This is a genomic window from Parablautia sp. Marseille-Q6255, from assembly GCF_951230155.1.
GTDB lineage: Bacteria > Bacillota > Clostridia > Lachnospirales > Lachnospiraceae > Choladousia.
Window position 1 is genome coordinate 91,958 of the sequence record NZ_CATNVD010000011.1, and the last position, 12,654, is coordinate 104,611.

Here is a 12,654-nt window from a genome sequence, read left to right on the forward strand (position 1 = left end):
AACCGCCCGTATTTTTTTGATGAAAAATACTGAATTTGTGCAAAGATACAAAAAAAGGATGTTTCTTTGGCTGTACCGTCCATAGAAAAAGCACAGTCTCTTTAGTAAGATATTTGCAGGAGGTGGAAGAAATGAGTATTGTATTAACTCGAGTAGATTTCAGACTGATCCATGGTCAGGTAATCACCAGATGGCTGACCCAGTGTCAGATCAATGAAATCGTAACAGTGGACACTGCACTGAGCAAGGACAGCTTCATGCAGGAGGTTTTCAAAATGGCAGCGCCGAAGGGGGTCAAGATCAAGATCCTGAACATTGATGAGGCAGTAAAGCAGCAGCAGGAAGGCGCATTCGACAAGAACCGTGTGATGCTTTTATTTAAGAGCGTAAAAGAACTGAGCGATGCCTGCAAGGCAGGTCTTAAGCTGGAGGAAGTCCAGATCGGCGGACTTGGCGGCGGCCCGGGCAGAAAGGCAGTTAACAACGCGATCACACTGGATCGTACAGACGCAGATATGCTTCTGGATCTGGAGAAAGACGGAATCAACATCTATTTCCAGACAACACCGGATTATCCGTCTGAGACATTAGCAAAAGCAGTTGCAAAACTCTAATATACTAAAGGGGAGAGAATTAAAAGCATGATTATTAAAGCGGCGTTAGTCGGTTTATTGTATTGGATATCCATGGGAAGAGCGCAGTACTTCTTCTCATTTGCTTTTCGTAAACCGGTAGTTTTGGGTGTATTTATTGGTCTGATATTTGGCGATGTACAGGCTGGTCTTCTCTATGGAGCGACCATCCAGCTGATGTACATGGGCGGTATCGAGGCAGGAGGGAACATCCCCAGTGACCAGGGTCTGGCAGCCTGTATTGCAATTCCGGCAGCCATCATGGGCAACCTGGATGCAGGTGCAGCAGTAGCGCTGGCAGTTCCTTTCGGTGTTCTGGGCGTGCTTATCAACAACGTAAGACGTACCATCAACTCCTTCTACAATACTAAGGCAGATGCCTACATTGAAAAAGGTGAGTATGACAAAGTATCTAAGTTTTCATTTGTCCTTCCGTGGCTGACCAATGGAGTTCTGTACTTCACACCGGTATTTATTGCCACCTGGCTTGGGACGAGCGTCGTTCAGTCCTTCATCAATGTGATTCCTGAGTGGCTCATGAACGGACTTGCAAATGCAGGAAATATGCTTCCGGCATTGGGCTTCGCACTGACACTGGTTGTTATGGGAAAACAGAAATACCTTCCTTTCTTTGTACTGGGATTTTTCTTATATGCAATTTTAGGATTCTCAATGCTGACAGGAGCTGTTATCGCACTTTGCCTGGCATTGATCGTATCTCTGTTTGTACAGGAGGATTCACAGGAGGTTGACGCATGAGTGAAGTAAAGAAGAGCGTGATCACAAAAATGGACCTGCTGATCGCATGGTTCAAGTGGTGTCTGGCAGTAGAGGTGCCGGTAAGCTTTGACCGTATGCAGGCTCTGGCATTCGGATATTCTATGAACAAGATCCTTCAGAAACTCTACAAGGATGATCCGGAAGAGCTGAAGGAAGCAATGAAACGTCATCATTCCATGTTCAATACGAACTGTGACTGGGGCAGTATCATTCATGGTATCACTATTTCTCTGGAGGAGCAGCGTTCTCTTGGAGAGGACATTTCTCCTGATATGATCCAGTCTCTGAAACTTGGTCTTATGGGACCTCTGGCTGGTATCGGCGACAGTGTGGATCAGGGTATCGTGGCAACGATCCCTCTGGCGATCTTTGTTCCGATGGCTCTGGAAGGATCTGTGATCGCAGCATTCCTCCCGGGACTTATCTATCTGGTATGGTCCTATGGCTGGTCCTGGTTCCTGTTCCAGAAAGGTTACACACTCGGAAGAAATGCAGTTCTTGAGATCCTGCATTCCGGTATGATCAAGAAAGTGATCGATGTGGCAAGTATTGTGGGTCTTTTCATGATCGGCTGCCTGTCAGCGTCTTATGTAAAGGTAAGCACTATACTGACCTATGAGAGTGGCTCTACGACGGTTGCACTTCAGGATACTCTGGATGGGATCCTTCCGAAGTTCCTTCCGTTCTGCGTAGTAATGGGTATGTATCTGTACATAACAAAGCGCGGCCCGAAATATTTAAGACTGATCTGCTATACAATGGTGATCGCCATTGCATTAACATTCTTTGGTATTATCTAAATGGAAAAACAGTGGGGGCTGTTGCAAAATTTTTGCAACAGTCCTTACCAACTATAAGCATGAAAAACAGGAGATGGGAAAAGTATGAAAGTATTGATTACACCCCGTGGATTTGCAAATTACGGAACAGATATCGTAAAAGAGATGGAAGCAAAAGGGCTCACCGTACATTACAACAATACCGGGAACGCATATACTGCAGAAGAGTTTCTGGAGCTTGCAAAGGATGCGGACGGTATCATCGTAGGAGTCGATACGATGGACCGAGCCATGATGGAGCAGTGCCCGAACCTGAAGGTAGTCTGCAAGTTCGGTGTGGGTACGGACAACATTGACCTGGAATATGCAAAAGAGCGTGGGATCTATGTGGGAAGAACCGTGGGTTCCAACTCAAAATCCGTGGCAGAGCATGTGATCGCCATGATGTTTGCGGAATCAAAAAATATTTACACCACGGTCAGAGATGTGAAACAGGGAGGCTGGAAGAAGCCGACCGGACGGGAGATCAGCGGAAAGACGCTTGGGATCATTGGATTCGGACAGATCGGAAAGCATCTGGCAACATTTGCCAATGGGCTGGGCATGAGCGTCCTGGCTTATGATGTGTTTGAAATAGCAGATGCTGTGGCAGAGCAGTACCATGTGAAAAAGGCAGGGCAGGAAGAAATCATCCGTACCTGTGATTACATTTCTCTCCATGTGCCGCTTCTGGATTCCACAAGAAACATGATCTCGACGGAAGAATTCCGGCAGATGAAAAATGACGCCTGCCTGATCAATGCGGCAAGAGGCGGGATCGTGGATGAGGAAGCCCTGTATGAGGCGCTTGTAAAGGGCGAGATCCGTTCTGCATGTTTTGATGTATACAGCGAGGAGCCGCCAAAGGCAGATGACAAACTGGTAGCTCTGGACAACTTCCTTCTGACACCGCATACAGCAGCCCGCTCAAAAGAGTCTGAGAGAAGAACGTGTGAGATGTCGTCAAAGATCATTATGGAGCAGCTTCTGGGAGAGTAGACGCAGCATATTTCAAAAGGAGAGAAAATAATGGCAAAATTAAATATTATTATCGGAACGCATGGACATTTCGGTGAAGAACTGGTAAAATCAGCTGAGTTGATAACCGGAAAAATGGAAGGCGTGCAGGTGGTATCCCTGCTTCCGACCATGTCCTTTGAAGATTTTATGAAACAGGCGGAAGAGGTTCTTTCTACTACGGAAAAGCCGTATATCGTGCTGGTGGATCTGTTTGGAGGCACACCTTGCAATGTATTTACGGTGCTGAGCCGCAAATACAATTATGATGTAGTAGCCGGTGTGAATCTTCCCATGCTGATCGACCTGTATGTGAAGACGCTGAGTATGGAGGATGCAGACATCCATACCGACGAACTGGCGGAAGAATGTGTGAAAGCGTTAAAAGAAAGCGGCGTACATACCAATAAACAACTAGACTAGCAGGCCGGGACCGGCCGGAAGGACGGTCCGCTCACAGATAAGAGAACAATTATGAATATTGACAGTATTTTTAATGAGTTTATTAATGTGGTACGGGAAAATAAAAAGTATACGATCGGTCTTCTGGATAAAGGCGGAACAGTGACAAACTGCAGCAACGAGAAGCTCCTTGGCACAAAGCTGGATTTTCGCAGCAGAGATGAAAACAATCTGTTTTATCCGGTAAAGGAGAAGAACTTTGATTTTGGATGGCTCTGGCTCTACGGAAATGATGAAAATCTGGAGCTCATGGGCAATCTCATCAGCGACTCGCTGAACGTCCGGCTGGCCTATGAGATCAGCCAGAATATGCTGAGACAGGATGTGACAGAGGATGACCGCCTGATCAAGCTTTTGCTGGATGAAACGATCTTTGATACGAATAAGATTTTAAATCTGGTAAGTGAGATGGAGTTTGACCAGAACAAATCCCGGGTGGCCATCTATATTTACAGAGAAAAAGGATTTGACAGCAGGAAGATCGAACGCCTGAAGCTGATACCGGACAGTGAGAAAATTCTGGCATCCCTTCTCAACAATCATGTGCTGCTGATCTACAAAGCGGTTCCCGATGGCATTGACAATCAGGGGCTGAAAAACTGCATTAAAAAATACTTGGGGACACTTACAAATTTTGACATTGTCGGAGACAGCTACTGGGTTGGCTCGGTACAGAAGAAACTGAGAAATTACCGGGTCAGCTATGAGCATTGTCTGTGGCTGCGGGACTATGTGAAAAACAAAAAAGTGGAAGTCGTATTTTTTGTAGATTTTCTGTATGAATTTTTTATTTCGCGGATTGGTCTTAAAGATGTGAGCGGAGTTTTTGCCTATTATAAAGACAGCAGTAAGGGTCTGGATATCGATGAATTGATACGGATTTCCGATTCACTGTTTGAAAACAATTTTAATATTTCACAGACAGCGGATAATTTATACCTGCACAAAAATACTTTGATATACAAGCTGAAAAAATATGAGGAATCTTTTCATATTGATATACGAGGCGATTTTAAAGGAAGATTTCTGTTTGTTCTCATTGCGATGCTGATGAAGGAGCACAGGAAGAGACGGCAGGTAGGTGAAGAGTAATGAATAAAAAGATAGTGTTGGCGCGTATTGACAAGAGGTTGCTCCACGCAACTGTTACACTGAACTGGGACAGGTTCATCAATGCAGACTACGTGGCAGTGGTCGGGTCAGGATACGATGATAATCCTTTTGTATCCAGCGTTATGCAGCTTTGTCTGCCAAAATCCATGAAAGTAAAGATCCTCTCGGAGGAGGGGCTTATAGAGTTCATGAACCAGGCGGAGGAACTGGGGAAATCTGCGAAGGTGATGGTGATCTTCAAGAATCTGACGGTGGCCAGCCAGTGCGTGAGGCTGGGGCTTAAGGTGAAGGAGATCCAGATGCCCTATCCATCGGTTGCCCCCAAAGTAAAGAAGCTTTCCAGTTATTTTACAGAAGCTGAGATTGAAGAAATTTCGTTTATTCAGCAAGCAGGCATTCGGTTTTATTTCCAGACGACTCCCTATGAGGCGAAAGACTATGGGAGCTTCTGCAATTAGTATGGAGGAATAATATGTTTGATAAGATTATCACACCGATCGTGACACCTTTTCACAGAGATGCACAGCAGTCGGTAAATTACGAAGCAACAGGAAAACTCATTGATCATCTGATTGATGGCGGCGTGAACGGTATTTTTATCTTCGGAAGCAATGGAGAATTCCATGTGATCGAGGAACAGGAAAAGTACGATCTGACAAAGTATGTGGTAGAGCATATTGGAGGCAGGGTTCCGGTATACGTGGGAACCGGAGCATGCGCGACCAGAGAGGCAGTGAGAATGTCTCAGAAAATGGAGTCTCTGGGAGCAGACGCTCTGTCTGTGATCGCTCCGTATTATATGAAGCCATCCGAGGATGAACTGTATCTGCATTTCAAGGAGATCGCGGAGAGTGTAAAGATCCCGGTCATTTTGTATAATATTCCAAAGCTTATGGGCTATAATCTTTCCCCGGCTGTTGTGGGAAGGCTGGCGGAGATCGACAACATCAAGGGTATCAAAGACAGCAGCGGAGATGTGGAAAATATGCAGGCATACCTGGATGCCACAAAAGGCAAAGAGATGGATCTGCTGGTAGGTTCTGATTCCAAGATTTCCATTGCATATGAGATGGGAGCAACGGGAGCCATTGCCGGTACCAGCAATGTTATCACAGAGGTGCTGGTGGAGCTGGACAAGGCGTTAAGAGCCGGAGAAAAAGAAAAGGCTGCAAAGCTTCAGGCAGATATTGATGTGTTAAGAGCAGCGCTGAAGCTTGGCACGGTGCCGTCCGTCCTGAAGAGAGCGGTAGAGCTTGCCGGCATTGCAGAAGTGGGACCGGCCAGAAAACCGGTTGTGGAGTGCAGTGCGGCTACCGACGAAAAGATCATTGAGATGCTGAAATACTATCACCTGGCATAGAGGCGGTATATGAAAGAAAAGATAGAAGAAGTAGGAATCCATTTTTCCAGAAGAAGAAGCAATCGGGATAAATACCGTTTTATGAACAGACTTGTCAGCCAGCTAAAGGGAGGAAAGCTTCGCCTGCAGATGCTGCAGGAGAAAAAATCCCGGGGAGGTATGAGTAATCATCTGGTTGCAGGAGAACCGAAAAAGAGCAGATGGATCGTTATGGCGTCCTACGATACCGGGTCGAAGATACTGAATCCGTGTTACGAGTTCACTCCGCTGGATTCAAAGCACAATTTCAGAGAAGAAATGAAGAATGTGGCAGGGTATTCTGTACTGACCCTGTTTGTGGCTGTTCTCGCGGTAGTCTGGACCAGAAACTTTCCGCAGTATTCCATGCTGTGGAAGGTGCTGACGGTATTGGCTGATCTTGTGGTCCTCGGCCTTGTATGGCGCTGGATGAAGAAGCCGGACAACAAGATGAATATGAACCGCAACAGCGGTGCAGTGGCCGTGCTGTATGACTGCGTGGAAAAAGCCCGGACCGGCTGCTTTGTCTTTGTAGACCGGGCAGTCATGAGCAATGAAGGCTTCTATGAATTAGTGCCGAAATTTGGCAGGCAGCCAGTGCTGATACTGGAGAGCATTGCCAGCGGAGAAGAGCTGTTTCTGGCTTTCCGAAAGGGTCAGGAGAAAAAGGCAGATGAGATCGTAAGATCGCTGGAATGTGAGGTGCATCTGCTTGCTCTTGATGAAGAAGCATATAAAAATACGCCGCTGGAAGGATTCGAGAACGGATTTATGCTGGCCAGAGGAAGTCTGAAGAAGGGGACCGTGCGCGTGAAAAACGTGAGAAATGGCAAGGACTTCGAGATGGATCTGGAACAGATGCAGAAAATAGAAGAAGGGATCCTGCGCCTGACGGCAAACAAATTTTAAAATACGAATCTCCTGTAGAACTCAGTGTTTTTATACCTGATGTTCTACAGGAGATTTTTATGTTTCTATGGCGGGAGTGGATCACTCCCGCCTGCTCGATCATGCTTTTACTGATTTTTATTTTTGAAACCGGCTCTTTTTCTTAATGTCGGATCAAGGATCTTTTTCCTGATACGCAGACTCTTCGGTGTGACCTCAAGAAGCTCATCCGTATCGATGAACTCGAGCGCCTGTTCCAGACTCAGGATTTTAGGCGGCGTAAGCTTCAGTGCTTCATCTGAGCCGGAGGCACGTGTGTTGGTCAGATGCTTTGTCTTGCAGACATTCAGCTCAATATCTTCCGGTTTTGCACTCTGTCCGATCACCATACCGGAATATACTTTCTCACCGGGCCCGATGAAGAGGGTGCCGCGATCCTGTGCATTAAACAGGCCGTAGGCAACAGATTCGCCTGATTCGAAAGCGATCAGAGAACCCTGACTGCGGTACTGGAGATCGCCCTTGTACGGACCGTATCCGTCAAATACGGTGTTCATGATCCCATTGCCCTTCGTGTCTGTCATAAATTCGCCGCGATAACCGATCAGACCGCGGGACGGGATGCTGAACTCCAGACGGGTGTAGCCGCCCTGACCGATACTCATTCCCTGCAGCTCTCCCTTTCGCAGACTGAGCTTCTGGATCACGTTTCCGGAAAATTCTTCCGGTACGTCAATATACGCAAGCTCCATCGGCTCCAGACGTTTGTTGCGTTCATCTGTCTTGTAAATGACCTCCGCTTTGCTGACGGCAAATTCATAGCCCTCGCGGCGCATCGTCTCGATCAGGATAGACAGGTGCAGCTCTCCGCGGCCGGATACCTTAAAGGTATCGGTATCCTCGGTATCCTCGACGCGCAGGCTGACGTCCGTGTTCAGCTCGCGGAAGAGACGGTCGCGCAGATGGCGGGAGGTTACGTATTTTCCTTCCAGACCGGCGAGCGGGCTGTTGTTTACGACAAAGTTCATAGAGATCGTCGGTTCGGAAATCTTCTGGAACGGGATAGCCTCCGGTGCGTCCGTGGCACAGATCGTATCTCCGATACGCAGATCGGCAATACCGGAGATCGCCACGATCGATCCGATCGTAGCAGAGCTTACCTCTACCTTGTTCAGACCGTCAAATTCGTACAGTTTACTGATCTTTACACGCTGTTTCTTATCCGGATCGTGGTGGTTGACCAGTACGGCTTCCTGATTGACTGAAATTGTACCGCGGTCAACCTTTCCGACACCGATACGGCCCACGTACTCGTTATAGTCGATCGTGCTGATCAGCATCTGGGTCGGACCATTTTCATCGCCCTGCGGAGCGGGAATGTAGTTCAGGATCGTCTCAAACAGGGGCACCATATTGACCGGTTTGTCATTTGGATCCAGTACTGCATAGCCGGATTTTGCGGAAGCGTAGACAAACGGACAGTCGAGCTGTTCATCTGATGCCTCCAGATCAATAAAGAGCTCCAGCACCTCGTCGATCACTTCATTTGGACGGGCTTCCGGACGGTCGATCTTGTTGATGCAGACGATGACCGGGAGGTTGAGCTCCAGAGCCTTTCTCAAAACGAATTTTGTCTGCGGCATAGCGCCCTCGAAGGCGTCTACGACAAGGATCACGCCATTGACCATTTTAAGGACACGCTCTACCTCTCCGCCAAAATCTGCATGACCCGGCGTGTCGATGATATTGATCTTTGTGTTTTTATAAAATACAGCTGTATTTTTGGAAAGAATAGTGATACCGCGCTCGCGCTCAAGGTCATTAGAATCCATGACTCTCTCTGCGACGGCCTGATTTTCGCGGAATACGCCGCTTTGTTTGAGCAGCTCGTCTACCAGTGTCGTCTTGCCATGATCGACATGAGCGATGATGGCGATGTTTCTTACATCTTCTCTTATCATAAAACTCTCTCTCTTCTTATTATATTATTTATCGTCTATTATTTACCATTTGTACCCGATTTAGTTTATCACAATTTTCAGGGATTACAAGTGTGCAGCCGCAATTTTTACGTGCCGCATAAAAAAATTTAAAAATATGGAAAATTGTTGTTCTAAAACACGAAGGGCGCGAATATGAATAATATTAGCGTAACGGTGATGGAGACCGGACAAAAGGCGGTCTGCTATCTGAAGTGTTGCCATATAAATATAATAAATACAAGAAGAGATGCTTCGTATGAAGGGAGAACAGAGCTTTATGACAGATAAGATTATTGAAAACAATCAGGTATCTATTATGGGAAAGATCGTATCAGGATTTACATTCAGCCATGAGGTATTCGGGGAAGGATTTTATATGGTGGATGTTTCTGTACAGAGACTGAGCGATTCTTCCGATATCATTCCGGTGATGATCTCGGAACGTCTGATTGATGTTACACAGGATTATGAGGGGGAGTACATACAGATTTTCGGGCAGTTCCGGTCTTACAACAGACATGAAGAAAAGCGCAACAGGCTCGTGCTTTCTGTGTTTGCCAGAGAGGTGAGCTTTGTGGAGGATGAGTGTGACAAGGTGAAAAGCAATCAGATCTTTCTGGATGGGTATATCTGCAAAACACCAGTGTACCGCAGGACTCCTCTTGGCAGAGAGATCGCTGATATGCTCCTTGCAGTGAACAGACCGTATGGAAAATCTGACTACATTCCGTGTATCTGCTGGGGAAGAAACGCCAGATTCACATCAGGCTTTGAGGTGGGCGGACATGTACAGGTATGGGGAAGGATCCAGAGCCGGGAGTACGTGAAAAAGCTGGAAGACGAATCTACGGAAAAACGCGTGGCATACGAAGTCTCGGTCAGCAAGCTGGAGTATTTGGAATAGTGTTTGCATTTTGACGTAAGATGTAGTAAAATGGCATAAAATACAGGCTTTGCTGCACAAGGATGAGGTGGAAAATGGGCAGACGATATATACACATCTTCTGTGGCACCGGAGTGGGGAAGACCTCCGCGGCGCTTGGAAAAGGTGTGAGGGAGGCAAGCCGGGGAAAAAGTGTTGTGCTGATCCAGTTTTTAAAGGAAAAGCAGCCGGGTGAGTGTCTCGATTTTTTTAAACGGCTCGAGCCGGAGATCAAAATGTTCCGCTTTGAAAAATTCCCGGAAAACTATGAGAAGCTGACAGAACGCGAGAAGGCGGATGAAGTTCAGAACATCAAAAACGGATTGAATTTTGCAAAGAAGGTACTTGTGACGGAGGAGTGCGATGTGCTGATCCTCGATGAGATCCTCGGGCTTACGGACAAGGGGATCGTTTCTATGGAGGAGCTGATCAGTCTGATCGATTCTGCAGGGGATGAGACGGAGCTGTATCTGACTGGCACGAACCGGTGTGAGGAGCTGTGGCCGTATGTGGATGAGGTTACAGAGCTTGGGACGGCGTACCGCAGTGAGGGAAACCTCTGATAAATACATTGACAAGATAAAGTGCAAATGATATAAAAGAAACGAAGGTACTGAACAGTTACAAATCAGAATAGGATAGAGGTCGCGTGATTCAACAGTATACAGCAGGATGTGTTCGGTCACAGGAGAATGCTGCAAAAAGGGGAGAGCGCCGAAAGGAAGCAGAGCCGAAACCTGCTTTTCTTGGGCATATGGTGAATAACCATATGACTGTCATCGTACTGCGGTGGGGAGCTATCTGAAGAGATGTATTTACAGATTCTTTGGGGGCTGCTTTAGACAGTCCCCCTTTTTATTGCAGGAGTGCGGCCTGAACTCTGATACATGTTATTATAAGGAGGAAGAATATGGCTATTTTTAAAGGTGCGGGTGTAGCGATCGTTACACCGATGTATGACAATGGCGAAGTAAATTATGATAAGCTCGGAGAACTGTTAGAGGAGCAGATCGCAGGAGGGACAGACGCGATCATCATCTGCGGCACGACGGGCGAGTCTTCGACGCTGACACATGAGGAGCATCTTGATGTGATCCGCTACGCGATCGACCGGGTGGCAAAGCGGATCCCGGTGATCGCAGGTACAGGCTCCAATTGCACGCAGACAGCTATCTATCTCTCCCAGGAGGCAGAAAAGGCGGGAGCAGATGCGCTGCTGCTTGTGACGCCATACTATAATAAAGCGACCCAGAAGGGACTGAAGCTTCATTATACCAGGATCGCACAGGCAGTGTCCCTGCCGATCATTCTGTATAATGTGCCGAGCCGGACAGGATGTAATCTGCTTCCGGAGACGATCGCTGATCTGGTGACAGATGTAGAGAATATTGTCGGCGTGAAGGAAGCTACAGGAAATATTTCTCAGGTGGCAAAGCTGATGAGTCTTGTCGGAGATAAGGTGGAGCTGTATTCCGGAAATGACGATCAGATCGTGCCGATCATGTCGCTGGGCGGCTGCGGAGTGATCTCTGTTTTATCCAATGTAGCTCCGCGCCAGACACATGACATTGTCGCAGCTTACCTTGCCGGGGATGTGGAGAAAAGCTGCAGACTTCAGCTTCAGGCGATCGACCTGATCGGAGCGCTGTTTTGTGAGGTGAATCCGATCCCGGTCAAAACTGCGCTGAATCTGATGGGCAAGGGAGCAGGACCGCTGCGCGGACCGCTGTGTGAGATGGAAGAGGCAAATGCAGAGCGTTTGAAGAAAGCGATGAAGGCATACGGTATCCTGTAGGATACACAGACTGGAAAAGATAAAACGGCAAGGACATGACATACAGAAAGAGGTAGACATATGGTCAGGATTATAATGAGCGGCTGCAATGGTTTTATGGGACGCACGGTCACAGAGATCGTAGCGGCAGATGAGGAAGCGCAGATTGTAGCAGGGATCGATCTGGAGGATAAAGGAGATAAGGCGTACCCGGTATTTACGGATATCGCGGATTGCGATGTGGAAGCGGATGTTTTGATCGATTTTTCCTCACCGAAGGCGCTGGACGGTCTGATCCGCTACTGCACAGACAGGAAGGTAGCGGCGATCTTCTGTACGACCGGGTATTCGCAGGAGCAGATCGACCAGATAAAAGAGGCTGCTGGAAAGACGGCTGTGATGAAATCAGCAAATATGTCGCTTGGCATCAATATGCTTCTGAAGCTTTTACAGGATGCGGCGAAGCTGCTGGCTCCGGCCGGGTTTGATATGGAGATCGTGGAGAAGCATCACAACCTCAAGGTCGATGCTCCGAGCGGTACGGCGCTTGCGCTGGCAGACAGCATCAACGAAGCGCTTGGACAGAAATATGAGTATACATATGATCGCAGTCAGGAACGCAGAAAGAGAGAGAAATACGAGATCGGCATCAGCGCAGTGCGCGGCGGGAATATCGTCGGAGAGCATGAGGTGATCTTTGCCGGGCTGGATGAAGTGATCGAGTTCAGGCATACGGCATACTCGAAGAGCGTGTTTGCAAAGGGCGCCGTACAGGCGGCAAAGTACATGGCAGGAAAGCCGGCAGGCTTTTATGATATGGGAGACGTTGTCTGCGGCTGAGAAAAGATCAGTTTGCGAAGCGTCGGAGGAAAAGCAGTTTGCAGGAGT

The 12,654-nt window shown here is 47.6% G+C and carries 14 protein-coding genes and 1 riboswitch; of the genes, 13 read left to right on the forward strand and 1 reads right to left on the reverse strand.

Features of this window, described 5'->3' with window-relative positions; translation table 11 throughout:
• Nucleotides 1–131 precede the first annotated feature (131 nt).
• The 9 genes from QOX44_RS09900 to QOX44_RS09940 all read left to right on the forward strand — a co-directional run bounded on the left by QOX44_RS09900 (nucleotide 132) and on the right by QOX44_RS09940 (nucleotide 7,109).
• The gene (locus QOX44_RS09900) at nucleotides 132–614 is read left to right on the forward strand and encodes a PTS system mannose/fructose/N-acetylgalactosamine-transporter subunit IIB (RefSeq protein ID WP_283682957.1); all 483 of its coding nucleotides are present in this window, start codon (nucleotides 132–134) and stop codon (nucleotides 612–614) included.
• A gap of 27 nt (nucleotides 615–641) precedes the next feature.
• Entirely contained in the window at nucleotides 642–1,391 is a 750-nt protein-coding gene (locus QOX44_RS09905; RefSeq protein WP_283682958.1) for a PTS mannose/fructose/sorbose/N-acetylgalactosamine transporter subunit IIC, read from the forward strand.
• Nucleotides 1,388–2,212: a PTS system mannose/fructose/sorbose family transporter subunit IID gene (locus QOX44_RS09910; protein WP_283682959.1), complete on the forward strand. Its 825-nt coding sequence runs from the start codon at nucleotides 1,388–1,390 to the stop codon at nucleotides 2,210–2,212. Before QOX44_RS09905 ends, QOX44_RS09910 begins: the two co-directional genes overlap by 4 nt.
• Before the next feature lie 84 nt (nucleotides 2,213–2,296).
• Entirely contained in the window at nucleotides 2,297–3,229 is a 933-nt protein-coding gene (locus tag QOX44_RS09915; RefSeq protein ID WP_283682961.1) for a phosphoglycerate dehydrogenase, read from the forward strand.
• Nucleotides 3,230–3,259: 30 nt separating this feature from the next.
• Nucleotides 3,260–3,670 (forward strand): PTS sugar transporter subunit IIA, encoded by a 411-nt coding sequence (locus tag QOX44_RS09920; RefSeq protein WP_283682962.1) that lies wholly within the window; start codon nucleotides 3,260–3,262, stop codon nucleotides 3,668–3,670.
• A gap of 51 nt (nucleotides 3,671–3,721) precedes the next feature.
• The gene (locus tag QOX44_RS09925) at nucleotides 3,722–4,801 is read left to right on the forward strand and encodes a PucR family transcriptional regulator (protein ID WP_283682963.1); all 1,080 of its coding nucleotides are present in this window, start codon (nucleotides 3,722–3,724) and stop codon (nucleotides 4,799–4,801) included.
• The gene (locus tag QOX44_RS09930) at nucleotides 4,801–5,280 is read left to right on the forward strand and encodes a PTS sugar transporter subunit IIB (RefSeq protein WP_283682964.1); all 480 of its coding nucleotides are present in this window, start codon (nucleotides 4,801–4,803) and stop codon (nucleotides 5,278–5,280) included. Before QOX44_RS09925 ends, QOX44_RS09930 begins: the two co-directional genes overlap by 1 nt.
• A 14-nt stretch (nucleotides 5,281–5,294) precedes the next feature.
• A complete protein-coding gene (dapA, locus tag QOX44_RS09935) occupies nucleotides 5,295–6,182 on the forward strand; it encodes a 4-hydroxy-tetrahydrodipicolinate synthase (protein WP_283682965.1) in 888 nt (295 codons plus the stop codon).
• Between the two features lie 9 nt (nucleotides 6,183–6,191).
• Nucleotides 6,192–7,109, forward strand: coding sequence for a hypothetical protein (locus tag QOX44_RS09940; protein WP_283682966.1), 918 nt, complete (start codon nucleotides 6,192–6,194; stop codon nucleotides 7,107–7,109).
• A gap of 107 nt (nucleotides 7,110–7,216) precedes the next feature.
• On the opposite strand, the gene typA is transcribed toward QOX44_RS09940, so the two are convergent.
• Nucleotides 7,217–9,049: a translational GTPase TypA gene (gene typA / locus QOX44_RS09945; RefSeq protein WP_283682967.1), complete on the reverse strand. Its 1,833-nt coding sequence runs from the start codon at nucleotides 9,047–9,049 to the stop codon at nucleotides 7,217–7,219.
• Between the two features lie 298 nt (nucleotides 9,050–9,347).
• On the opposite strand from typA, the gene QOX44_RS09950 reads away from it, so the two are divergent.
• From QOX44_RS09950 to dapB, 4 genes are all read left to right on the forward strand, one after another.
• Nucleotides 9,348–9,974 (forward strand): single-stranded DNA-binding protein, encoded by a 627-nt coding sequence (locus tag QOX44_RS09950; RefSeq protein ID WP_283683037.1) that lies wholly within the window; start codon nucleotides 9,348–9,350, stop codon nucleotides 9,972–9,974.
• A gap of 74 nt (nucleotides 9,975–10,048) precedes the next feature.
• Nucleotides 10,049–10,555, forward strand: a complete 507-nt coding sequence (locus QOX44_RS09955) for a cob(I)yrinic acid a,c-diamide adenosyltransferase (protein ID WP_283682968.1) — start codon at nucleotides 10,049–10,051, stop codon at nucleotides 10,553–10,555.
• Between the two features lie 68 nt (nucleotides 10,556–10,623).
• Nucleotides 10,624–10,800: riboswitch (Lysine riboswitch) on the forward strand.
• A gap of 102 nt (nucleotides 10,801–10,902) precedes the next feature.
• Nucleotides 10,903–11,787, forward strand: a complete 885-nt coding sequence (gene dapA / locus QOX44_RS09960) for a 4-hydroxy-tetrahydrodipicolinate synthase (RefSeq protein ID WP_283682969.1) — start codon at nucleotides 10,903–10,905, stop codon at nucleotides 11,785–11,787.
• Between the two features lie 60 nt (nucleotides 11,788–11,847).
• Nucleotides 11,848–12,606, forward strand: a complete 759-nt coding sequence (gene dapB / locus QOX44_RS09965; RefSeq protein ID WP_283682970.1) for a 4-hydroxy-tetrahydrodipicolinate reductase — start codon at nucleotides 11,848–11,850, stop codon at nucleotides 12,604–12,606.
• Nucleotides 12,607–12,654: the final 48 nt, after the last annotated feature.

Coding starts and splice junctions, on each gene's coding strand:
- dapA (WP_283682969.1), top strand. CDS start 10,903: ATGGCTATTTTTAAAGGTGCGGGTGTAGCGATCGTTACACCGATGTAT.
- QOX44_RS09915 (WP_283682961.1), top strand. CDS start 2,297: ATGAAAGTATTGATTACACCCCGTGGATTTGCAAATTACGGAACAGAT.
- QOX44_RS09925 (WP_283682963.1), top strand. CDS start 3,722: ATGAATATTGACAGTATTTTTAATGAGTTTATTAATGTGGTACGGGAA.
- dapA (WP_283682965.1), top strand. CDS start 5,295: ATGTTTGATAAGATTATCACACCGATCGTGACACCTTTTCACAGAGAT.
- dapB (WP_283682970.1), top strand. CDS start 11,848: ATGGTCAGGATTATAATGAGCGGCTGCAATGGTTTTATGGGACGCACG.
- typA (WP_283682967.1), bottom strand. CDS start 9,049: ATGATAAGAGAAGATGTAAGAAACATCGCCATCATCGCTCATGTCGAT.
- QOX44_RS09940 (WP_283682966.1), top strand. CDS start 6,192: ATGAAAGAAAAGATAGAAGAAGTAGGAATCCATTTTTCCAGAAGAAGA.
- QOX44_RS09930 (WP_283682964.1), top strand. CDS start 4,801: ATGAATAAAAAGATAGTGTTGGCGCGTATTGACAAGAGGTTGCTCCAC.
- QOX44_RS09905 (WP_283682958.1), top strand. CDS start 642: ATGATTATTAAAGCGGCGTTAGTCGGTTTATTGTATTGGATATCCATG.
- QOX44_RS09900 (WP_283682957.1), top strand. CDS start 132: ATGAGTATTGTATTAACTCGAGTAGATTTCAGACTGATCCATGGTCAG.
- QOX44_RS09920 (WP_283682962.1), top strand. CDS start 3,260: ATGGCAAAATTAAATATTATTATCGGAACGCATGGACATTTCGGTGAA.
- QOX44_RS09950 (WP_283683037.1), top strand. CDS start 9,348: ATGACAGATAAGATTATTGAAAACAATCAGGTATCTATTATGGGAAAG.
- QOX44_RS09955 (WP_283682968.1), top strand. CDS start 10,049: ATGGGCAGACGATATATACACATCTTCTGTGGCACCGGAGTGGGGAAG.
- QOX44_RS09910 (WP_283682959.1), top strand. CDS start 1,388: ATGAGTGAAGTAAAGAAGAGCGTGATCACAAAAATGGACCTGCTGATC.